The following is a 21,933-nucleotide window of genomic DNA, read 5'->3' as shown; positions in this document are numbered from 1 at the left end:
TGGGAAAGGAAAATTTCAAATGGATACTATTTCAAAGGCAATAAAAACACTGTCGGATGCCATTGAGAAAATATGTGAGGGTATCGGCATCCTGTCAGTCGCGGCTTTCGTTGTTGTCATCTCCCTGCAGGTTGTCTGCCGTAATTTCCTGAAGATTTCCATGGTATGGGCCAATGATATCAGCGTGGTGTGCTTTGTGTGGGCTGTATTCCTCGGAAGCGCCATCGCTGTACGCCACCGCGCCCATTATGTGCTGGCCTTTCTGCCGGAACGTTTTGAAAAGTCAAATTGTTTTCTGGATATCGTAGGCGATATCGCCGGTATCATCTTCTTTTATGTGCTGATCCGTTATGGTTACGATTATACCATAATGGGCCTGAAACGTATGTCCACGGCCATTAATATTCCTCAGGCATATTTCTTCATGTGCATTCCCTTATCAGGGTGTTTCATGATGTGGTATACCATTCTCGACATTGTCAGCGATGTTAAGAAAATGGTTTTATTAGTGAACGGCAAAAAGGAGGTTAACAATGGATAACGGTCAACTGCTATTAATCCTGCTGGCAGGCTTTGCTGTCATGGTCATGGTCAAGATACCCATTGCCTATGCCCTGGGCCTGTCATCCCTGGTGGTGATTGTGAAGATGGGGATTCCTATGACCAGCGCCATCAACAGCATGTATAACTCCGTCAATAATTACTCACTGCTTGCGGTGCCGTTGTTCATGCTGCTGGCCCAGCTTATGGATAAAGGCGGTATCACCGACCGGCTGTTTGTCATCTGCGACGCATTCGTGGGCCATATACGGGGCGGCCTGGGCCATGTGAATGTCTTGATCAGCCTGTTGTTCGGACATCTTTCCGGTTCCGCCCAGGCTGATGCCGCAGGCATCGGCGCCATGATTATCCCGGCCATGAGGAAGTCCGGCTATGACAGTGGATTCTCCGTAGCCATCACCGCTTGCTCATCCACCCTTGGCGTCATCATCCCGCCAAGCGTGCTGCTGGTGGTGTACGGCGCCATGAGCGGGGCTTCCATCGGCGCACTTTTCATCGCTGGTTTTGTACCGGGCTTCCTGATTGCCCTTGCCCAGTGCCTGTATACATACTATATGGCAGTGAAACACAATTATCCCAAGGGTGAGAAATACACCTGGGGGCAGAGGGGCAAGGCGCTTAAGTCAGCCCTTCCGGTTATCTTCCTTCCGCTGATTATCCTGGGCGGAACCACCAGCGGTCTGTTTACAGCTACTGAATCAGCAGCAATATCCTGTTTTTATGCGCTGGTCCTGATGTTTGGCGTATACCGCACCTACAAGGTGAAGGATGTCCCGAAAATCCTGTTAAAGACAGCCATGGACTTTTCACTGAGCATGTTTGCGGTGGCGGCTGCGGGAATCACGGGCTGGCTCATCGCCTACCTGAATGCGCCCCAGATGATTGCGGATGCTATTTTAAGCGTCACCAGCTCCTATCTGGGAGTGTACATGCTTCTGGTGCTGTTCCTGCTGTTTATCGGTACCTTCCTGAGTCCGATTACGGCCATCATCATCTTTCTTCCAGTGATTAAACAGCTGGGGGCCGTGGTTAACATCAACGATATCCATCTGGGGCTGATTGTGGTACTTACATTGTCCCTGGGCATGGTTACGCCGCCCTACGGCACCTGTCTGATGATTACCTCTCAGATTGGCGAAATAACCATCCCGCAGGCATTTAAGGGCGTGGCCCCTATCATCGGTGTGACCCTGCTGATTATTTTCCTGGGCATGGTGTTCCCGGATCTGTTCCTGTTCCTGCCAAAGCTACTGGTTCCAACGGCATTTCCGGCGTAGGGCGGGCAGTGCCAGGATGAGGGTATTGAGACAGTAATTCAGACAATATGATATGGCAGCTATTTTTATGAATGGTAAGATTACCAGTCCTTCGGCTTTTCAGCCGGAGGATTTTTTTGTATATTGCAATATTTACAAAAAAAACTCCCAAACAGGCCGGAAAAAATATAATTGCCCTAAAAAGAAAGCTATGCTATAATGTCGATTATAGCGTGACAGCATGGCTCTTTTTTGGATTTTTGGCAGCTTATCAAACCTAAAACCAAAAATTTGAAGGAGAGTTTATTATGTGGACTAAGAAGGAACGTGTATTAGCGGTACTCAATGGTGAACTGGCAGACCGTCCTCCGGTTTCGGCGTGGCGTCATTTTATCGAGAAAGAACACAGTGGAGTGGGACTTTTTGCCGAAACCATGCTGGATTGGCATAGGACATATGATTGGGATTATGTCAAGCTGCAGCCCAGGGCATCCTATTATGAGGAGGCATGGGGAGGAGAGTTTGATTTTGAAAACTATGAGGGTGTTCTGCCAAAATGCATAAAAGGACCGGTGGGAAGTGCGGAGGATTTGGATGAAATCACGGTACTGCCCGGAAATAAAGGCCCCTTTGCAGAACAGATTGAGGCGGTAAAAGCAATCCAGGAAGGGGTTGCGGACGGCGCCCCTATTTTCCAGACCATGATGTGTCCCACCAGTATCCTGCAAAAGCTGTGCGCGGTAAATCCAATTGGGCGTTACCGTGCAGCCAGCCGGGATGATTTAATGGTTACGCTCATGCATGAGCAGCCGGAGCTGGTACACCGTACTTTAAAGAATATAACTGCTACCATGGCAGATTATTCCAGACAGCTGATTCATAATGGTCTGTTTGGGGTGTTTTATGGTGCAACAGGCCTTTCCCGCTCCACCTATCTGACAAAGGAAGAGTGGGAGGAGTTTGTAAAACCATATGATTTGGAGATGATGGATGCCCTGAAACCCTGCAAGATAATGGTACATGCCTGCGGGCTGGATGTGAATCCTGAATATTTTGCCCATTATCCCATCGATATCCTGCACTGGCCGGAGAGTGCAACCGGCAATCCGGCCTTAGACAGTGCACCTCGTTGGCTGGACAGAACCATCACTCCTATGGGAGGCTGTGACGAACGGCTTTTTGGGCAGCATAAGGCGGATGAGATTGGGGCCATGACCAGAAATACGTTAAAGCGTATGAAGGATATTCCATTCATGCTGGCGCCTGACTGTTCGCTGGCCCTGAATACATATGATGATGAATTAAGGGCATTTATTATGGCGGCACACGAGAAGAATTGATGATACCAGTACGGCTTTGCTTGGGGTCTGCTGTAATCAGTGGCTGATGGCTGTGGATTTAGGGCATGGCTGTACTGGTTTCCGGCTATTCTGTTGATGTGTGCCGGGCCTGGATATGTCCGGGTGTCCGGATAACAGGACAGATAGTGAGAGAGAGGTAGTCGTAGATGTTGAATGAAGATGATATTTCATATGTTCCTAAATATGTTCAGATACAGAATTACATCCTGCAGAAGATAAAGGATGGTATATTATCGGAGGGTGACAGGATTCCCTCTGAAGCAGAGCTATCCAAACAGTTTGATGTCAGCCGGATTACAGTCAGCACGGCAATCAAGGAACTTGCCAATGCAAGGGTGGTGGAACGGATTCGGGGAAAAGGGACATATGTCCTGTCATCGGAGGGAAACACCGACAAGAAGTCAATGGCATTTGCCAGCGAGATTAAGATTGCCCCCTTTGAGCAGTCTGTTTACAGACCGCACAAGCTGATTGAACATGGGATTATCCCGGCAGGTCCGGCGTTATGCGAAAAACTTAATCTGGCTCAGGGGTCGTATGTTTATAAAATCGTGCGCTGTGTCTGTCTGGAGGGCCAGCCGAACGAACTGGACTACAACTACCTTCCCCTTTCCGTATGCAGCAATCACACCTTTGACAGCGAGGCGCTTGAGAAGATTTTCCTGCATGAATATATCCGGAAATATTTCCATGAAAAGCCCACCCATATCAAGATATATGTGAATACACAGATTACGGAGGATATGGATATAACTTCCCTCCCGGTGGATAAAGAGGATGATCTGTTTACATGGGATAACTTTGTGTATAAGGGAAATGAAGTCCTGGCGCTGACAACCACGGTTTGTGTGGCGCAGGCGAATAAGCCGTTTATTACGTTGGAGTTTTGAGGTGGGATGATGGGGTTTTATAGGCAGGGGTGTGTGCGGGATAGTACGCAACCTCTGCCTGGTTTGTTTCCGGAGTCAGGGGCGGGAGGCGGACGGGATTGATGTTCCGGGTTCCGGGCGTAAGGGATACTAGTACAGCCTTGCGCAAATACCAGTGAATTCAGCACCCGCTATCTACGCCAGGAGCACGCCTGCAAAGCTAGTCGTAGCGCCCACTACGCCGTCGCTTTGCAGACGCACTCCTGACGCAGATATCAGGCACTGACTTCACCGCTATTTGCGCAAGGCTGTACTAGCCGGGAAAGCCGCCGGTGACAGGGCAACCCGCCAACTACCGGGAAATCTTGATGATTTCCCGTCCGTGGGCGGGCTCCGTTCGGGCGCTGAACGCCCTCTCTGCGACCCTGTCCCCGCCGCCTTTCCCGGCAAGTATCCCTAACACCCTCCACAGTCACATCAATCCCGTCCGCCTCCCACCCCAGCCTCCTGGCCAGGGTTATGAAGAGGTTGCTGTCTCATCCGGCCACTGCCTCTAAAAAAACATCAACGGGAAGATGAAGGATATCGGTCTGCCTGTTATGCCCTTTTTGTGGTGAGTCTTTTTCTTTTATATATTGTTTTCAACCTTCTATAGTCTGGTATGACGTGTGTTACATTCTATTTTTTCAATATTCATAGCTATGATTTATTGTCTATCATATCCCGGTTTTTTTCATTCAAGGTCAAGACTTATTGGCTGTTGTCTGTTGTGTTCTGCCCATTCAAGGCCAATACTTATAGGCTGTTGTCTGTTGCATTCTGCCCATTCAAGGCCAAGGCTTATTGGCTGTTATCGGTTGAGTTTTGCCCATTCAAGGCCAAGGCTTATTGGCTGTTATCGGTTGAGTTTTGCCTGTTCAAGGCCAAGTCATATTGGCTGTTATCGGTTGAGTTTTGCCCATTTAGGGCCAAGGTTTATTGGCTATTATATGTTGTATTGTGACGTTCAAAGTCAAGGTTTATTAACTGTTATCTGTTGTACGTTTGCCATTCAAGGTCAAGGCTTATTGACTGTTATCTGTTGTATTTTGCCACTCCTGGCCAAGATTCATGGCCTGCTAATCATTGCTTTTGCCGCTTGTAATCAGGCTTAATTGCCTGTTTTCTATTGTTTTTTTGCTGTTCATAATCAGGAATCATCACTTGCCATACTCAGTTTTTTGCTTTTTATACTTAGTTTTAACAGCCTGTCACATAGCAGTTTCCTGGCATTTTAGGTCAGGTAATATCGCTTGTCATACTCCTCTTTTTCACTTTTTAATAGTCGGTTATTTCGCTGCTTTCGTTTCTTATCCCTATTTTTTTGTCCGTTATATTTCATCGTCCTCATCCTTTTCGACCCAGTTGTCAGCCCCTTTTTTACCTCTTTGAGATTAAATGATACAGAAATAAAGAAATATGGAGGCAGAGAGGGGGCAGGTGGGATGGACTTTGCTTGTATGTGTTTTTGGGGCTTCATTTGGCACTCTCATCATTTTCACCAAATAAATGCCGTCTATTTGTACAAAATCACAAAAATAAAACTTACCGTTTACTTTTTAGAGGCGAATGTGTATAATAAGCACAGGTTGATAAGTTGCTAATACATATATATGATATGTCATTATGTCATATAGATAAAAAGACAATAAGCGCGCTAAATATAAAAAGGAGGATAATAAAGGGTTTTATGCTGCCGCTGGGGTTTGAGGCAGCGTGCAGTCAGGAGAAAGAAAGGCGGCGCCAACAGGGGTGGGGACCGCTGGATGTAACAGATAAGGCATTAACGAAATAAAACGAATCTGTATTAAAAGGGGGATTTTATTATGTCTTTTGAGGCAATACTGGCGTGTCTGATTTTTGCGGCTACGGTTATTCTTTTGATCAGCCAGAAGATGAATATGGTTATGCTTGGCGCTCTGATTCCTGCGGTTCTGGCAACATTTGGACTGATTAAACCGGACAGCGCTTATATGGAATTTGGTAATACCACAGTCGTTTTTTTCATGGGGTTAGTGGTTGTAGGGGAAGCGTTTTTTAAGACCGGACTTGCGGGGTACATAGGAGGCAAAATCATAGGTCTTCTGGGGCGGACTGAAAAGGGTCTTATCCTTGGGACGGGAATTGTGGCTGGCGGGCTTTCCGCATTTTTGAATGATACGGGATCCACTGCCTGTCTGATGCCGATTGTAAGTTCCATGGCGGAAAAGGCACATGTGCAGAAGTCAAAGCTCTTAATGGCCCTTGCGTATTTCTGCTCCCTCGGCGGTACCATTACCCTGGTAGGCACCACGCCGCACATTGTCGCCAACGGTATCCTGAAGGAGAACAATCTGCGGGAACTTGGTTTCTTCGAATATACGAAGATTGGTCTTCCTCTTCTGATTGTCGGTATGCTCTACATGTGTTTCGTAGGTATAAAGCTTCTTCCTGCTAAGGACATTGAGATTAAGGGCGGGGACCGGGAGAGCAACAATGATCCTAAGAAGATGATTACGGTAGGCGTCATATTCGTGGGAGTCCTTGTGGCCATGGCAACAAACCTTGTGCCCATGCATGTGGCAGGCGTGTTCGGAGCCATCCTGGTTGTCCTGACCGGATGTATCAGCATGGAAGAGGCCGTTAAGTCGTTCCCGGTATCAACCATATTTATCATTGGCGGCATTTTCCCTCTGAGCAAGGCATTGGTAAGCACAGGCGCTGCTGAGTTTCTGGTTACGAAGCTGAGCCCCATGCTGCAGGGAATGCCTCCGGTCATCCTGCTGGGCGGGATTACCTTCCTCATGCTCCTTGCAACACAGTTCTTCATGAACTCTTCGGCAACGGTCTTAATGCTTCCGATTGCCCTGATGCTTTGTGAAGCGGCAGGAATTAATCCGCTTGCAGGAGCAATGGCGGTTTCAGTTTCGGCATCCGGCGTATTTACAACCCCATTTGGAACAGGTCCAAACCTTCTGGTATGGGAAGCGGGCGGATACACGGTTCAGGACTATTTTAAGTGCGGCCTTCCGCTCTGTATCATTTTCGGCATCGTGACAACAATTCTTTGTGCAGTGTTCTATCTGTAAGGATATGTGAAGCCCGGCGCGGCAATTTGAAACAACGGGTATCCATATTGCGGATCAGACTGGATGGGGCACTAGATTAAGCGTGGATTAACAGGATAAGGAGGATGAAAGGAACATGGGAGAGATTAAGAATGTGGCATTACTGATTGATGACCCGCAGGCCAATATCAACAGGTCGGCAATTGAGCACAGGGCATCCTGGATGGCTTTGATTTATGACGAACTGAAAAAGGACGGTATTGATCCTGAACCGGCAATCAGGAGGGCAATCTGGAAATGTGGAAAAATCCATGGTGAGAACTATAAGGCGGCCTGCGCCAACCCGGAGGACTGCAGGGATTTTGCGGATGTGTTCTTAAATGAACTGGGAAGAAAGACCTTTGAAAAGAAAATCATTGAGATGTCAGAGTCAGAGGTCCTTGTGGATTTCCATTACTGTCCGCTGTTAAGCGCATGGAAGAAGCTGGGCTTTGATGACGAAACCTGCGCATTGTTCTGCGACATTGCCATGGACGGGGACCGGGGTATCGCCGAGGGCATGGGACTGAAGCTGGATCTGACTGAAACCCTGGCTGACGGATGCCCTATATGTAAGCTTCGCTTCTATAGATAATACATCTGTAATTACTTATGTTTATGTTACTGACCGGACGGCTGGTTCCAACCGTGGTTCCGGTGGTCCGGACGGTATCATGATAAATAATATTAACACAATATGAGAGGAGATTAAAAACTATGACTAAGACAGAGAGAATTAAAGCTTTATTGGAGGGCAGGAAACTGGATACACCATCAATGAACCTTTGGAAGCATTTTCCTCCTTATGATGAAGATCCGAAGGAACTGGTCAAGAAGATCATCCAGTTCCAGGACCGTTTTCAGTGGGATTTCGTTAAAGTGACATATCAGGGACTCTTCAGCATCCAGGACTGGGGCTCCACCATCAAATGGCCGGTGCGCGATAATGTATGGCCGGAAACCTGCTCCAGCGTAGGTGTCGTGACAGACTGCAGCATCAAGCATGATGAGGACTGGACAAAGCTGAACGTGCTTCCCATGGACCAGGGTTCCATGGCGGCTACCATTGAAGCTGCAAAGGGCGTGGTTGACCACTATAAGGGAGAGGTCCCTGTTGTCATCACCATCTTTAATCCCCTGACCACGGCCGCCAAGATGAGCGGGGATAAGATGCTGGTACATATGCGCCGCAGCCCTGAGGCGTTCCACAAGGGCCTTGAGATTATCTGCCAGACAACCATCAATCTGGTGAAAGAGATGTCCAAACTGGGGGCAGACGGCATTTTCTTTGCAAGCCAGCTGGGGACTTACGACAAGATGAGCGTGGCTGAGTATGAGGAATTCGGGCGTCCATATGACCTGCGCGTATTGGAGGCGGCACAGGATATGTGGTTCAATATCATGCATATGCATGGAAATGCCCCTATGTTTGAGCTGCTTTCCCAGTATCCGGTACAGGCCCTTAACTGGCATGACCAGCTGGTGGACATTTCCCTGGCCGATGGACGCAGGATGAGCGATAAGCTGTTAATCGGCGGAGTGGAAGAGTTAAAGGTCCTGGCAGAAGCGGATGATGAGCAGTTGAAAGCGCATCTTAAGTCCTCCCTTGAGCAGGTGCCGGATGGCCGCCTTATCCTTGCGCCAGGCTGCTGCGTGCCCTTATATGTTCCGGAAGACCGTCTGGCCAGGGCGCAGGAAGCGCTGGCAGGCATCTGATTTCCAGTAAACAAGGATTGCAGGCCCCTGGCCCCTGTAAGGCAGGGGGTTCCTGCAGTCAGGATAAGAATAAGGAAAGTCCGCGATAAAGAGAATCGTGGAAAAGTAAAGGAGAACGTTCAATGAAGAGAAGTGATATCCAGTATCAGGACTGTATAAAAATCCTGGAAGAGGAACTGCTGCCCGCAATGGGCTGTACGGAGCCGATTGCGGTTGCTTACTGCGCGGCCGTGGCAAGGGAGACATTGGGGGAAGCGCCTGACCGCGTGGTGGTGGAAGCCAGCGGCAATATCATTAAGAATGTAAAGAGTGTCATCGTGCCCAACACCGGGCATCTGCGCGGTATCCCGGCCGCAGCCGCAGCCGGCATTGTTGCCGGGGATGCGGGGAAACAGCTGGAAGTGATTGCTGAAGTCAGCGAAGCACAGCAGGCGGATATCCGCACGTTCATGGAAACAGTTCCGATTCAGGTGGAGATAGCTTCGTCACCTTTGATTTTCGATATCAATGTCATTGTTTACGCAGGTGAGTCCTATGCCAAGGTCCGCATTGCCAACTATCATACCAATATTGTCCTGATTGAGAAGGATGGTGAAGTCCTTCAGTCCAGTGAGATTAAGGATGACAGCGAGTCAGACCTGACGGACCGCTCCTTCCTTTCAGTGGAACTGATTTATGATTTTGCCAATACGGTGGAACTTGAGGATGTGAAAAAGGTCCTGGATGTCCAGATTGATTATAATATGGCCATTTCCGAGGAAGGCCTTAAGAACGATTACGGCGCCAACATAGGTTCCGTTCTTTTAAAGGCTAACAAGGATGTGATGGAACATGGCGGGGAGTCCGCGCTGCGCCTGAAGGCAAGGGCCATGGCAGCTGCGGGCAGCGATGCACGCATGAACGGCTGCGAGCTGCCGGTCATCATTAATTCCGGTTCCGGCAATCAGGGGATTACCGCTTCCGTACCGGTCATCGTATACGCAAGGGCTATGGGCGTAAGCCAGGAAAAGCTGTACCGCGCCCTGGTGCTGTCCAACCTTCTGGGCATCCATCAGAAAACGCCCATCGGACGCCTGAGCGCTTACTGCGGGGCAATCAATGCAGGCGCTGCCGCTGGCTGCGGAATTGCCTACCTCAAAGGCGCTGACCTGGATGGAATCATCCATACGCTGGTCAATGCCCTGGCCATTGCTTCCGGTGTTGTGTGCGACGGAGCCAAGGCATCCTGCGCGGGCAAGATTGCCCTGGCGGTTGACAACGGCATCCTTGGATATGAGATGCATCTGGAAGGACAGCAGTTCGTGGGCGGCGACGGCATTGTCAAGAAGGGCGTGGAGAACATGATTGCCAGCGTGGGACGCCTGGGCCATGACGGCATGGCTGAGACGGACCGGGAAATCCTGAGAATCATGATTTCTGACTAAAGAGAGGAGATAGTTTATGACCAGGGAAGAACGTGTACGCGCGGCTGTGGAAGGCCGGGAACCGGACCGGGTGCCTGTCAGCGTCTGGATGCACATATCTGATAAGGACCAGGATTCCCGCTCACTGGCGGAAGCCATGGTGGAATTTAACGAGAAGTATGATTATGACTTTATTAAAATGATGCCGTTCGGGGCTTATACCATCCCTGACTGGGGCGCCAAGCTGGATATTTACTGCGATAAATACAAAGAGGTGGAGATTGCTGCCTCGGGTATCTCAAGCATTGAAGATTACAGGTACATTGAACCGCTGCCCGCCATCTATGGCACCTGGGGCAAGGTGCTCCAGCTTTCCCAGTGGATGGAGCGGCTGGTTAAGCCTGGAACACCCTATATCCAGACCATTTTCTCGCCTGCCACCACCCTTAAGAAGCTGGCGGGAAACCGTATGCTCCAGGACATGCTGGAGAACCCGGATCTGGTACACCAGGCCCTGGACGCCATTACGCAGACAACCATTAATTTCGTCAAAGCCAACATCGAGGCAGGGGTAAGCGGCTTCTTTTTTGCCAGCCAGTGCGCCAGCTATGACCTGATGGGCGACACCATGTTTGCCGAGTTCTGCAAGCCATATGATTTACGGGTCATCAACTCCTACAAGGATGTTACCTGGTTCAACGTGCTCCATGTCCATGGCAGCAACATCCGTTTCGATGAAATGTCAAGGTATCCCTGCAATGTGCTGAACTGGCATGACCGCCAGAACGGACCGTCCTTAAAGGAAGCCAGGGCGAAGTGTTCGAAGGCATTCCTGGGCGGGCTTTATGAAGGCCCGGCCATTGTGGGAAGCAGTCTGGAGTATGACAGCATCATGTCCAGGCCGGGAACCACGCCGGACATGATAAAGAAACATATACGGGAAGCCATTGACATGGTGGACGGAAAGGGCCTGTTAGTCGGCCCGGGCTGCGTGGCAGACCCGCGTTCCCCTGAGGAGAACCTGCGGGCTGTGCGGGAGGCAGTGGAATTGTAGTCGTACATAGCAGTCAGATAAGGAGTAAAAAGCCATGAGGGAATCGATTCATAAATATTTTCAGGTAGGGACCATCCAGTGGATGAGTTATCCCAGGAGGGAACCCATGGAGTCACTAAAAGCCATATGCAGGGATGATTACTTTGACGCCGTCGAGGTAAAGGGTTTTGGGGTCAACAATGAGGAAGCCAGGGCGCTTTTGGGACAGAGCCACCTGAAGGTATGCTACGGCGCCCAGCCCCGCCTGCTTGGAGGGAACCTGAACCCCAACCACATAGACGAGGAGGAGCGCAGGAAAGCGGAGGCCACCCTGATTGAAGCGGTGGATGAGGCAGAGTACCTGGGCGCCAGGGGGATAGCATTCCTGGCAGGCAAGTGGCAGCCGGAGACAAAGGAACAGGCCTATGCCCAGCTGCTCAAGACAACCCGCGCGGTCTGCGATTATGCGGGCGCCAAGGGCATGTCGGTGGAGCTGGAGGTATTTGACTTTGACATGGACAAGGCCGCGTTAATCGGCCCGGCCCCATATGCGGCCAGATTTGCCGCTGATATGCGCACCACCCACAATAATTTCGGACTTCTGGTGGATTTGAGCCATTTCCCCACCACCTATGAGACAAGCCAGTTTGTAATCCGCCTTCTCAGGCCCTATATTACCCATTTCCACTTTGGCAATGCGGTGGTCAGGAAGGGATTTGACGGGTACGGCGACCTGCATCCACGTTTCGGATATCCAAACAGCGCCAATGATACGCCGGAGCTGATTGACTATCTGAGGGTGATAAAAGAGGAAGGCTTTTTAGACGCCACCAGCCCTTACGTGCTGTCCATGGAGGTCACCCTGCGGCCTGGCGAGGATGAAGAGATTGTCCTGGCCAACACAAAGCGGGTGTTAAACCGCGCATGGGCCATGCTGGAGGATTGATGGGGCACTATTAATTATAGAAAGGATACGTCTATGAAAATTGTGGTTCTGGATGGTTATACGGAAAACCCGGGAGATTTAAGCTGGGGGGAACTGGAGAAACTGGGCCAGGTAACGGTTTATGACCGCACAAGCCTGACCGATGAGGAAGAGGCCATCGCACGCATCGGGGATGCGCAGGTTGTCATTACCAACAAGACGCCCATCACAAAGCGGGTGATTGATGCATGCCCGTCTATCAGGTACATTGCCATGCTGGCCACCGGATACAATGTGGTGGATTATGCATATGCGAAGGAAAAGGGCATTCCCCTGTCCAATGTGCCCTCCTATGGGACTGCCGCCGTGGGCCAGTTTGCAATCGCCATGCTGTTGGAAATCTGCCATCATGTGGCCCACCACAGCGATACCGTGCATGCTGGGAAATGGGAAAACTGCCAGGACTGGTGTTATTGGGATTATCCGCTGATTGAGCTGGACGGCAAGACCATGGGCATCATCGGCTTTGGCCGTATCGGGCAGCAGACAGGGAAGATTGCCAAGGCAATGGGAATGGACATTATTGCATATGACAGCTTCCAGAATGACGCGGGCAGGGCCATTGCCCGGTATGTGGATCTGGATACGCTCTTTGCACAGTCAGATGTCATTGCCCTCCACTGCCCGCTGTTCCCGGATACCCAGGGCATCATCAACAGGGAATCCATTGCCAGGATGAAGGACGGCGTGATCATCCTTAACAATTCCAGGGGACCGCTGGTGGTGGAACAGGACCTGGCGGATGCGCTGGATTCGGGCAAGGTGTATGCGGCCGGCCTGGACGTGGTGTCCACGGAGCCTATTAAGGGGGACAACCCGTTATTAAAGGCAAAGAACTGCATCATCACGCCTCACATTTCCTGGGCGCCAAAGGAGAGCAGACAGAGGATCATGGACTGCACGGTGGAGAATGTGAAGGCATATCTTGCAGGCGCGCCCATCCATGTGGTGAACCGGTAAAATGCAAAGTGAAACCATTGATAATGAAAGTCCACGATGAAATAAACCGTGGAAGGGCAATAAAAGTCCACGATGAAATAAACCGTGGAAGGGCAATAAAAGTCCACGATAAAAACAAACCGTGGAAGGGAAAAGAAGGAGAAAGAAATATGAAGATGACAGTTGCACAAGCTATTGTGGAGATCATGTGTAAGGAAGGCATAAAAACCGCCTTCGGCATCCCGGGAGCAGCCATCAATCCCGTGTATAAATATATGGAGCATGCGCCCATTGAACATTTCACCATGCGCCATGAGGAGGCCTGCGTCCATGCGGCCGACGGCTACCAGCGCGCAAAGCACGAAATCGCGCTGGCAATCTGCTCCGCAGGCCCCGGCGCCACCAACTTTGTCACCGGGCTTTATACGGCATTCATTGATTCCATGCCGGTGCTGTGCGTGGTGGGACAGGCCAATACCGGCCAGCTGGGCCAGGAACCATTCCAGTGCGTGGACATGCCTGACATTGTCAAGACCGTGACCAAGAAGGCGTGGTGCGTGATGAAGGCGGAGGACCTTCCGGCCATCATGAATGAAGCATTCTACCTGATGAGGGAAGGCCGTCCAGGCCCGGTACTGGTGGAGCTTCCTCTGGATGTACAGAAGGCGGAGCTGGACTTTGACATCGACAGCTATGTGCCCAGGGAGGTTCCTGTTCCTGGCCCGGACATGGACCGGATTAAGCAGGCAGTCCAGATGATAAAGGAAAGCAAGGCGCCGGTCCTCATCATGGGCGGCGGATGCCTGATAGACGGCTGCACGGACCAGGTTGTTAAGCTGGCGGAAATGCTTCAGATTCCGGTGGTTACCACCTACCAGGCCAAAGGCGGGATACCGGAGGACCATCCGTTGAACGCGGGCCATGTGGGTATCCAGGTGGGGCAGCCCATCGGCAACCGGGTTTTCCTGGATTCCGACCTGGTCATCGGCATCGGCAACCGTTTCTCAGACCGCCACACCGGGGATTTAAAGACATACTGCGAAGGCCGCCGGTTCATCCATATCAATATCGAGCCAAGCCAGATTGGGATGGTATTTGAGCCTGAACTGGGAATCGTATCCGATGCAGGGCTGGCTGTACAGGCGCTGATCACGGAAGTGGAGGCAGCGGGCCTTGGCCCTGTGAATCCGGCCAGGGCAGAGGCCATACCTGCCCTTCGGAAAGAGCTGGCGCGCAGGATGGATTATGACTGCAGCCCCATCATGCCCCACCGCGTGTTCCAGGAAGTCAATGAGGCATTTGACGATGAGACCTATTTTACGGTGGGATGCGGCATTACCCAGATTTGGAGCGGACAGCTTCAGACCATCAACAAAGCCGGAAAATATCTGCCGTCCGGCGGTGCAGGAACCCTTGGATATGAGGTGCCGGCGGCCTTTGGCGTGAAGGTGGCCCAGCCTGGGTGCCACAGCGTGACCCTGGTCGGGGACTTCGGACTGACCTTCATGGGAGAGGAGATTGCAGTTGCTTCCGCCTTTAAGAAACCAATCATCATTGTGGTGGTGAACAATGCATACCTGGGCCTGATCCGCCAGAACCAGAGCGGCTACGGTTTTGAGTATGCCGTGGATATGCCATACAACCAGGATGGTACCATTGATTATGTGAAGCTGGGAGAGGCCTATGGCTGCGTGGCCGAACGCGTATTCAGCCCGGATGGGTTGAAGGACGCGCTGGTAAGGGCCAAGGCATCCACGGAAAGCTCCGGCCGCTGCTATCTCATTGACGCAATCTGTGTGAAACTGCAGGCCTGCGACATGGGGCTTTCCATTGCAAACATCAAATCATGGGCGCCTGAGGTATAAATGTTTAAGTCAGGCAGGAAACAACGGGCCGGCCTGACGGAGGGGAGGCCCGGTATCAGCCTCCTTCTCTTCGCCCTCCCCATGATACTGGGGAATCTGTTCCAGCAGCTGTACAACATGGCTGATTCCATGATTGTGGGAAACTTTGTGGGGGAGGATGCCCTGGCCGCCGTGGGGGCCTCCTACGCCCTCACCAACGTGTTCATCATGGTGGCCATCGGCGGGGGAAACGGCGTGTCTGTACTGATTTCCCAGTATCTGGGAGCGAAACAGTATGGGAGGATGAAGACCTCTGTTTCCACATCACTGATTACCTTCCTCTGTATCAGCCTCCTGTTAGGCGGAGTGGGGTTCGGTTTCAATGGCGCAATCCTTAAAACCCTGCACACGCCGGACAATATCCTGGAGCAGGCCAGGCTGTACCTGGGAATCTACTTCCTGGGACTGCCCTTCCTTTTCATGTACAACATCCTGGCCGCTGTTTTTAACGCAATGGGGGATTCCAGGACTCCTTTAGGCTTTCTTGTCTTTTCATCTCTGTTAAATGTGGCCCTGGACCTGTTTTCAGTTACCTGGCTGGGAATGGGTGTGGACGGGGTTGCAATTGCCACTGTGTTCGCCCAGGGCTTTTCTGCCCTGCTGTTATTCTGTCTTCTTATCAGAAGGCTCAAAGGTTATGGGGGACAGGAAAAGGAAGGATTTACATATTACGATATGAAAATGCTGGGAAAGGGGACCAGGATCTCGGTCCCCTCCATCCTCCAGCAATCCATTGTTTCCGTGGGAAGGCTGCTGGTCCAGTCCGTGGTAAACGGATTCGGTTCCGCTGCGCTGGCCGGCTACTCCGCGGGGGGACGCATCGAGTCCATCTGTATCGTGCCCATGAGCGCCACGGGCAATGCCATGGCTACGTTCACGGCCCAGAACATCGGGGCGGGAAAGATAGAACGGGTCAGGCAGGGCTACAGGGCCAGCCACATCATCGTGGCAGTTTTTGCACTGATCATTGCCCTGGTCCTGACGCTTTTTAAAGGACCTCTTATTGCTGCGTTCCTGGGCGGCGGGGCCGCGGGCACAGGAGCCGGCGCCGCCGGGGGAATCCTGTCAGGGGCTGCCGCCGTGCCGGGGACCGGGGCATCTGCTTCCGTCACCGCCTTTGAGACAGGCACCGGATACCTGTCCGGGGTGTGCTATTTCTTCCTGTTCGTGGGGCTGAAGACGTGTGCGGACGGCGTGCTCAGGGGTTCCGGCGACATGCTGGTATTCACTGTATCCAATCTGGTGAACCTGGGAATCCGTGTATTTGCCGCTTTCTATTTTGCCCCTGTCTGGGGAATAGCGGCTGTGTGGTATTCCGCGCCCATGGGATGGATCGCCAACTATATAATATCATTTTCAAGGTACCTTACAGGCAGATGGAAGGAGAAGAAGGTAATCTGACCACGTCCTCCTTCCTCATTGCAACAACAGTTCAGATTTAGGAGAACCCCAAATGAGAACAGACCGTATTGAAAAAATCCTCAAGGGAATGAGGGAGCATGGCATGGACCAGATGATTATCAGCGACCCCTCCACCCTTTATTACCTCACAGGCCGGTTCGCTCCTTCCGGCGGGCGCCTGTTTGCCCTCTACCTGGATACCCAGGGCGGCCTCGCCTTTTTCATGAATACCCTTCAGACTGACTACGCCCGGATGGCGGGCAGCGCTGAGATTGTCTGGTATTCAGACAGCGACGATCCAATCCGGCTTCTTGCCGGTAAAATCCACCCCGGCGCAGTGGTGGGCGTGGACAGGAACTGGTCCTCCGGTTTTCTGTTGGGCCTGATGTCCCAGGCGGAGGCCCGCTATGTGTTAAACAGCCGGGTGATTGATTACATCCGTATGGTAAAGGACGAAGGGGAAATCCAGCTGCTGCGCCAGTCCCAGGAAGTCAATGAGAAGGTCATCGGACAGATGTTTGAATATGTGGATCCGGACCTGACGGAGCAGAAGCATCACCGCATGCTTCATGAGGCATATTGTTCCTACGGTGCGGACGGCTATAACATCATAGGCGTGGTGGCTTACGGGAAATCCTGCGGTTACGCCCACCATAAGCCGGATGATACAAAGCCTGTCCCCGGTGACTGCATCATGATAGACGCGGGCGCGCGCCTTAACGGCTACCGCTCGGACATGACGCGCACCGTATTTTACAAGAGCGTTCCAGATAAGATGAGGAATATTTACGAGGTGGTTAAGGAGGCCCAGCTGACTGCCATGGACGCTGTGAAGCCAGGCGCAAGATTCTGCGATATTGACAGGGCCGGCCGTGACGTGATTGCCAGACATGGCTTTGGCAATTATTTTACCCACCGAATAGGCCACAACATCGGCATTGACGGACATGAGTTCCCGGATGTGGGAGGCGGCAATACCATGGAGATACGGCCGGGCATGGTCTTTTCCGTGGAACCGGGCATTTACATACCTGGTCTGGGCGGCGTGCGCATAGAGGACCTGGTGGCTGTAACGGAGGACGGCTGTGACTGCCTGAACCGGATGAGCAAGGACCTGCGCGTCATCAAGGCCGATTAAGAGATAAAACCAGTATAAAATTACGAGGTGACTGAAATGAACAATACGAATACGAAAAAGAAAATGGCATTTCCGCACACACTGATCATCATACTTATCATGATTGTATTTGCGGCAGTCCTGACGTATCTCATCCCGGCGGGGCAATATGACCGTATTGAAGTAGCCGGAAGAAATGTAGTCGACCCTGCCAGCTATCATATGGTTGACGCCAACCCGGCATCCCTGTTTGATATCTTCACCGCCATTCCGTCCGGTATGAAGGCAGTGGCCTCCATCGCGAACATGGTTCTTATCATCGGCGGCTCCTTTGCCGTCATCGAGGCCACCGGCGCTACCAAGGCAATGCTGGCAAAGGTGTTGAAGATGGGCGGACATCTGGGCGCGGCCCTGCTTCCGCTTGTGATCATCGCATTCTCCATGCTTCCTGCATTTACCGGGAATGCCGAGAGCATGCTGGCCTTTGTCCCGTTGGGCATACTGTTTGCCAGGACCCTGGGCTTTGACGCCATGGTGGGCGTATCCATCACCATTGCCGCGGGCAATGCGGGATTTGCCAGCGGACTGTTTAACACCATGACCACCGGCGTGGCACAGACCCTTCTGGGGATTGAAATGTTTTCCGGCCTGTGGTTCCGCGCCGTGGGCTATATCCTGCTGCTGTGCTCCGTCTGTTTCTGGACCGTATGGTATGCCATGAGGGTTAAGAAGAATCCTGCAAAGAGCTGCTGCTATGATGTTGAGCTGGCGGCCCAGGCTGATGCGGGACAGGTGAATGAAATTGATTCCCAGCTGACCACCAGGAGGCTTCTTGTCCTTGTTGAGTTTGCGGCGGGTATCGGCTGTGTTATCTACGGCGCCCTGAACGGGTGGGATTTCGGTACCCAGATTGCGGCCGTGTTCCTTATCATGGCCATTGTATGCGGACTGACAGGCGGCTTTAACGGCAACCAGATATGCGACGAGTTTGTGGCCGGGGCCAGAAGGGTCCTGGTAGGCGCCCTGGTGGTGGGCTTTGCAAAGGCCATCAGCCTTGTCATGGACCAGGCGTTCATCACGGATACCATCGTGTATGCCTTCTCCAGCCTGTTAAGCGGCATGCCAAAGGTAATCGGCGCGCTGTTCATGTACATATTCCAGGTCATCATGAACTGCTTCATCATCTCCGGTTCCGGCCAGGCTGCTGCCACCATTCCGATCATGGGACCTCTGGGCGATGTGCTGGGGCTTACGCCTCAGACCGTTGTAACGGCATTCATTTTCGGTGACGGCCTCACCAACCTGCTGCTGCCCATGTCCGCGGCCACCATGGGGGCGGTTGCCATTGCGGGGATTACCTATGGACAGTATGTGAAGTACATCTGGAGGATCATTGTGACCAACCTGTGCATCGGCGGCGCCATGGTGGTGATTGCCACCATGATCCATCTGTAAGGCGGCTGTAAGGAAGCGGTATCGTAATGGATTGATAGCAGGCTTTATAGAATGCGAAAGGAGAATTACCATAGATTACTTAGAGAGAGCCTTCCAACTGGCAGAGGAGATTACCGCAGATAGAAGATATCTGCACCAACACCCGGAAACCGGCTGTGATACTCCGGTGACCATGGAGTATATTGAACGACGGCTGAGGGAGATGGGGTATCAGGCTGCCCATGTGGGGCCTGGCCTGGTTGCCACGGTTGGCCAGGGAACCCCGGTCATCCTGCTGCGGGCCGATATGGACGCGCTTACGATGGATGAGGAAAGCGGACTGCCCTTTGCCTCCTTAAACCCTGGCAAGGCCCACTGCTGCGGGCATGACACACATACTGCCATGCTGTTAGGCGCTGCCAGGATGTTAAAGGAAAATGAGTCCGGCCTGAAAGGGACGGTGAAGCTGATGTTCCAGCCGGGAGAGGAAACCGGCAACGGCGCCCAGGCCATGGTAGAGGCCGGGGTGCTGGAAAATCCCAGGCCGGACGCGGCGGTGGCGTTCCATGTGGACGCCGCCCTGCCCCTAGGCAGGCTGAATTACAGTGTGGGTCCCACCTTCTGTTCCAATGATGTATTCACAATCCTGGTGTGCGGCAGGTCGGGACATGGGGCACGCCCTCATCAGGCAGTTGACGCCATTAATGCGTCGGCCCATATTGTCACTGGTCTGGAAACCCTGATTGCCAGGGAGACCATTCCCACTGAAACCTGCATGCTGACGGTCTGTTCCATTGAGAGCGACAGCAAGACATTTAACGTGTTCCCCAAAACCGTGACACTGACAGGCAGCATAAGGACCTACAACCCGGATCAGAGGGCCGTCCTTGTCAGCCGCCTGAAGGAGGTGGTGGAAGGAATCGCCAGGTCCTTTAACTGCACGGGCCAGGTGTCCTTTGACCACCAGCAGGAACCCCTTCTGGTGGACAGGCAGCTGGAAACCGAACTTCGGGCATACCTGGAGGAGGCCCTGGGAAATGAAGGCACGGTAGTGGAACCGCCAATCATGAAAATGGGGTCGGAGGACTTTGCCTGCGTCACCATGCGGGTTCCTTCCGCATATTTTTTCATAGGAGCGGGGCCGGACAGGGAGAATGGCTATCCTTACAGCCAGCATAACCCAAAGGTGCGTTTTAACGAGGATATGCTGCCTCTGGGGGCGGCGGGGTATGCGTACTGCGCTGACAGATGGCTGGAACATAACGGTATCTGACGGATGTAAGGTGAGACATTTTTTCAAAAACATAAAAAACAGTTACAGGGATGGAATCCGGCTTACGGTATTACATCCCTGTTTTGTGTCCCGGCTTGTTACCGGTTGGCAGAATAGTCTAAAAAATTAACATTTGTGAGTAAATATATAATATTTTCATTGACAAGCTAACTATAACGAGTATAATTGGAGGAAAAGGCTCACAAAAGTTTGCGGTTAAAGAGGAAGGAAACAGTTGAAATATACAAATGGAACGGAACGGATCCGTACAGCGGCTGCTTCTGCACGGTGGGCTGTTTAATGATCCACACCGGCCGTCTGCACGTCCTGACAAAGAATAAGGAGGTTAACATATATGATCATGGAACCCAATTATAACATCGTAGTCATCGGTATGGGGAATATCGGAAAGTATCTGATGCCGGGGTACCGCTGTCTTCTGGGAGACAAGGCAGGGAGCAATGTATTCGGGGTACGCCGCAACCCGGACAAGGTGGCTGAACTTCAAAAGCAGGTTCCCTTCCCTGTATCGGCAGGCAATACCGTCCGGCTGCTCCGGGAGAAACGGCCGGATATCATAATCGTTTCCACGCCGCCTGCGGTCATCCCTCTTGTGGCGCAGGAGGACCTTAAGCCCTATTTTGAGGAGGCGCGCAGGAAGGGCTGGAACCTGCCGGATATATATACCTTTGGTCCCACACCGGAGCCACGGATGTATCTTGATCTTCTGGGGGAGGATGTCCTGGCGGCAAAATTCCTTCCCAGCATGATTAAAGAAAAACAGGGAGTCCCGCTGCATAAGCTGGGCGCAGGTTTCCTCACCTTTGCAGGTTCCTTCCCCAGGGAACGGGAAGCCCGGGCCATTGAGTTTTCCGACATGTTCAGCCGGAGTTTCATTGTGGACCAGGACCAGAGTCTATATGGTCTTTCCAGCAAGATAACCACCTATACCATTTCCGACTGTGTCTGCGCCATTGCCGACGGCCTGGGGGACATGGGCTGCCAGGTCCCTGTAAAGGACATTGCATCCGGGTGGCGGGCAGCTTTCCGCCGGCATACCGGGCTGGAGGGACAGGGGATGTATCCCTGCGCAGAGGAGGACGCTCCTGCATATATCCGTGAGTTTGTGTGCCGCATGTCAGACGCATGGTATGACGGCATCCTGCGCTACATTCTGTCGCTGGGATGCGATGAGACCCTGGCACAGGGGTTCCACGGCGCTAATTTTGAGGCATTTTCCCTGGCTGCCCAATTGTCTGACCGTACTGGAATGGAGGAGGACATGAGGCACCGGGCCACCAAGGGCGGCGTTACGGAAAAGGGAATCAGCACCTTCCGCAGCTATTTTACCGGGCATCTGCGCCAGGCCGCCAGGGACTGGATGGAGGGGAGCCTGGATCAAAGCTTTTTTGATACGGCGGAAGGGATTGCTTACACCATCAATATGACGGTGAACCGCCATGCCTATCGGCTGGCAGCCCCAAAGTGACGCAGGAGGACGGACGGGGTCCAAACCGGGAACCGGAAATAGGGCACAGGAACAGGTATGGGGATGA

Annotated in this window: 17 protein-coding genes; all 17 read left to right on the top strand. The window is 52.2% G+C overall.

All coding sequences use genetic code 11. The features are described from left to right. Positions 1 to 19 precede the first annotated feature (19 nt). A complete protein-coding gene (locus MCJ35_RS20475) occupies positions 20 to 541 on the top strand; it encodes a TRAP transporter small permease (RefSeq protein WP_025485573.1) in 522 nt (173 codons plus the stop codon). After that, positions 534 to 1,838 carry a TRAP transporter large permease gene (locus tag MCJ35_RS20470; RefSeq protein WP_025485575.1) on the top strand — a complete coding sequence of 435 codons (1,305 nt, stop codon included), beginning with the start codon at positions 534 to 536 and terminating at the stop codon, positions 1,836 to 1,838. The genes MCJ35_RS20475 and MCJ35_RS20470 overlap by 8 nt, the downstream gene beginning before the upstream one ends. 287 nt (positions 1,839 to 2,125) lie before the next feature. Next, positions 2,126 to 3,157 carry a uroporphyrinogen decarboxylase family protein gene (locus MCJ35_RS20465; protein ID WP_025485577.1) on the top strand — a complete coding sequence of 344 codons (1,032 nt, stop codon included), beginning with the start codon at positions 2,126 to 2,128 and terminating at the stop codon, positions 3,155 to 3,157. A gap of 167 nt (positions 3,158 to 3,324) precedes the next feature. Next, positions 3,325 to 4,068, top strand: a complete 744-nt coding sequence (locus MCJ35_RS20460; protein WP_025485578.1) for a GntR family transcriptional regulator — start codon at positions 3,325 to 3,327, stop codon at positions 4,066 to 4,068. Positions 4,069 to 5,912: 1,844 nt separating this feature from the next. After that, complete coding sequence (locus MCJ35_RS20455) at positions 5,913 to 7,154, top strand: SLC13 family permease (protein WP_025485581.1); 1,242 nt, start codon at positions 5,913 to 5,915, stop codon at positions 7,152 to 7,154. Between the two features lie 115 nt (positions 7,155 to 7,269). Further along, positions 7,270 to 7,767 (top strand): L-2-amino-thiazoline-4-carboxylic acid hydrolase, encoded by a 498-nt coding sequence (locus tag MCJ35_RS20450; RefSeq protein WP_008719770.1) that lies wholly within the window; start codon positions 7,270 to 7,272, stop codon positions 7,765 to 7,767. A 122-nt stretch (positions 7,768 to 7,889) separates the two neighbouring features. Next, positions 7,890 to 8,888 carry a uroporphyrinogen decarboxylase family protein gene (locus MCJ35_RS20445; protein WP_008719769.1) on the top strand — a complete coding sequence of 333 codons (999 nt, stop codon included), beginning with the start codon at positions 7,890 to 7,892 and terminating at the stop codon, positions 8,886 to 8,888. Positions 8,889 to 9,010: 122 nt separating this feature from the next. Next, on the top strand, positions 9,011 to 10,312 hold the full coding sequence (locus tag MCJ35_RS20440) for an L-cysteine desulfidase family protein (RefSeq protein WP_025485582.1): 1,302 nt from the start codon (positions 9,011 to 9,013) through the stop codon (positions 10,310 to 10,312). A 16-nt stretch (positions 10,313 to 10,328) separates the two neighbouring features. Next, positions 10,329 to 11,345 (top strand): uroporphyrinogen decarboxylase family protein, encoded by a 1,017-nt coding sequence (locus tag MCJ35_RS20435; RefSeq protein WP_025485583.1) that lies wholly within the window; start codon positions 10,329 to 10,331, stop codon positions 11,343 to 11,345. A gap of 34 nt (positions 11,346 to 11,379) precedes the next feature. Beyond that, the gene (locus MCJ35_RS20430) at positions 11,380 to 12,270 is read left to right on the top strand and encodes a sugar phosphate isomerase/epimerase family protein (RefSeq protein WP_025485584.1); all 891 of its coding nucleotides are present in this window, start codon (positions 11,380 to 11,382) and stop codon (positions 12,268 to 12,270) included. Positions 12,271 to 12,303: 33 nt separating this feature from the next. Continuing rightward, complete coding sequence (locus MCJ35_RS20425) at positions 12,304 to 13,269, top strand: D-2-hydroxyacid dehydrogenase (protein WP_008719765.1); 966 nt, start codon at positions 12,304 to 12,306, stop codon at positions 13,267 to 13,269. Positions 13,270 to 13,418: 149 nt separating this feature from the next. Continuing rightward, complete coding sequence (locus MCJ35_RS20420; protein WP_025485586.1) at positions 13,419 to 15,113, top strand: thiamine pyrophosphate-binding protein; 1,695 nt, start codon at positions 13,419 to 13,421, stop codon at positions 15,111 to 15,113. Then, a complete protein-coding gene (locus MCJ35_RS20415) occupies positions 15,114 to 16,553 on the top strand; it encodes an MATE family efflux transporter (protein WP_040380236.1) in 1,440 nt (479 codons plus the stop codon). A 52-nt stretch (positions 16,554 to 16,605) separates the two neighbouring features. Continuing rightward, positions 16,606 to 17,691 carry a M24 family metallopeptidase gene (locus MCJ35_RS20410; protein WP_025485589.1) on the top strand — a complete coding sequence of 362 codons (1,086 nt, stop codon included), beginning with the start codon at positions 16,606 to 16,608 and terminating at the stop codon, positions 17,689 to 17,691. 36 nt (positions 17,692 to 17,727) lie between these two features. After that, positions 17,728 to 19,125: a YfcC family protein gene (locus MCJ35_RS20405; RefSeq protein ID WP_227795796.1), complete on the top strand. Its 1,398-nt coding sequence runs from the start codon at positions 17,728 to 17,730 to the stop codon at positions 19,123 to 19,125. 31 nt (positions 19,126 to 19,156) lie between these two features. Next, on the top strand, positions 19,157 to 20,377 hold the full coding sequence (locus tag MCJ35_RS20400) for a M20 metallopeptidase family protein (protein ID WP_051400653.1): 1,221 nt from the start codon (positions 19,157 to 19,159) through the stop codon (positions 20,375 to 20,377). Between the two features lie 355 nt (positions 20,378 to 20,732). Continuing rightward, the gene (locus tag MCJ35_RS20395) at positions 20,733 to 21,866 is read left to right on the top strand and encodes an NAD(P)-binding domain-containing protein (RefSeq protein WP_025485592.1); all 1,134 of its coding nucleotides are present in this window, start codon (positions 20,733 to 20,735) and stop codon (positions 21,864 to 21,866) included. Positions 21,867 to 21,933: the final 67 nt, after the last annotated feature.

The organism is Enterocloster sp. OA13 (assembly GCF_022440595.1).
GTDB lineage: Bacteria > Bacillota > Clostridia > Lachnospirales > Lachnospiraceae > Enterocloster > Enterocloster hominis.
Note: the sequence above shows the minus strand (reverse complement) of the source record. Positions and strands in the feature narration are given on the sequence as shown.

What these genes read in the sequence shown, in the direction of transcription:
- MCJ35_RS20465 (WP_025485577.1), top strand. Translation starts at nt 2,126, where the DNA reads ATGTGGACTAAGAAGGAACGTGTATTAGCGGTACTCAATGGTGAACTG.
- MCJ35_RS20450 (WP_008719770.1), top strand. Translation starts at nt 7,270, where the DNA reads ATGGGAGAGATTAAGAATGTGGCATTACTGATTGATGACCCGCAGGCC.
- MCJ35_RS20430 (WP_025485584.1), top strand. Translation starts at nt 11,380, where the DNA reads ATGAGGGAATCGATTCATAAATATTTTCAGGTAGGGACCATCCAGTGG.
- MCJ35_RS20440 (WP_025485582.1), top strand. Translation starts at nt 9,011, where the DNA reads ATGAAGAGAAGTGATATCCAGTATCAGGACTGTATAAAAATCCTGGAA.
- MCJ35_RS20405 (WP_227795796.1), top strand. Translation starts at nt 17,728, where the DNA reads ATGAACAATACGAATACGAAAAAGAAAATGGCATTTCCGCACACACTG.
- MCJ35_RS20410 (WP_025485589.1), top strand. Translation starts at nt 16,606, where the DNA reads ATGAGAACAGACCGTATTGAAAAAATCCTCAAGGGAATGAGGGAGCAT.
- MCJ35_RS20415 (WP_040380236.1), top strand. Translation starts at nt 15,114, where the DNA reads ATGTTTAAGTCAGGCAGGAAACAACGGGCCGGCCTGACGGAGGGGAGG.
- MCJ35_RS20445 (WP_008719769.1), top strand. Translation starts at nt 7,890, where the DNA reads ATGACTAAGACAGAGAGAATTAAAGCTTTATTGGAGGGCAGGAAACTG.
- MCJ35_RS20435 (WP_025485583.1), top strand. Translation starts at nt 10,329, where the DNA reads ATGACCAGGGAAGAACGTGTACGCGCGGCTGTGGAAGGCCGGGAACCG.
- MCJ35_RS20425 (WP_008719765.1), top strand. Translation starts at nt 12,304, where the DNA reads ATGAAAATTGTGGTTCTGGATGGTTATACGGAAAACCCGGGAGATTTA.
- MCJ35_RS20475 (WP_025485573.1), top strand. Translation starts at nt 20, where the DNA reads ATGGATACTATTTCAAAGGCAATAAAAACACTGTCGGATGCCATTGAG.
- MCJ35_RS20470 (WP_025485575.1), top strand. Translation starts at nt 534, where the DNA reads ATGGATAACGGTCAACTGCTATTAATCCTGCTGGCAGGCTTTGCTGTC.
- MCJ35_RS20455 (WP_025485581.1), top strand. Translation starts at nt 5,913, where the DNA reads ATGTCTTTTGAGGCAATACTGGCGTGTCTGATTTTTGCGGCTACGGTT.
- MCJ35_RS20420 (WP_025485586.1), top strand. Translation starts at nt 13,419, where the DNA reads ATGAAGATGACAGTTGCACAAGCTATTGTGGAGATCATGTGTAAGGAA.
- MCJ35_RS20395 (WP_025485592.1), top strand. Translation starts at nt 20,733, where the DNA reads ATGATCATGGAACCCAATTATAACATCGTAGTCATCGGTATGGGGAAT.
- MCJ35_RS20460 (WP_025485578.1), top strand. Translation starts at nt 3,325, where the DNA reads ATGTTGAATGAAGATGATATTTCATATGTTCCTAAATATGTTCAGATA.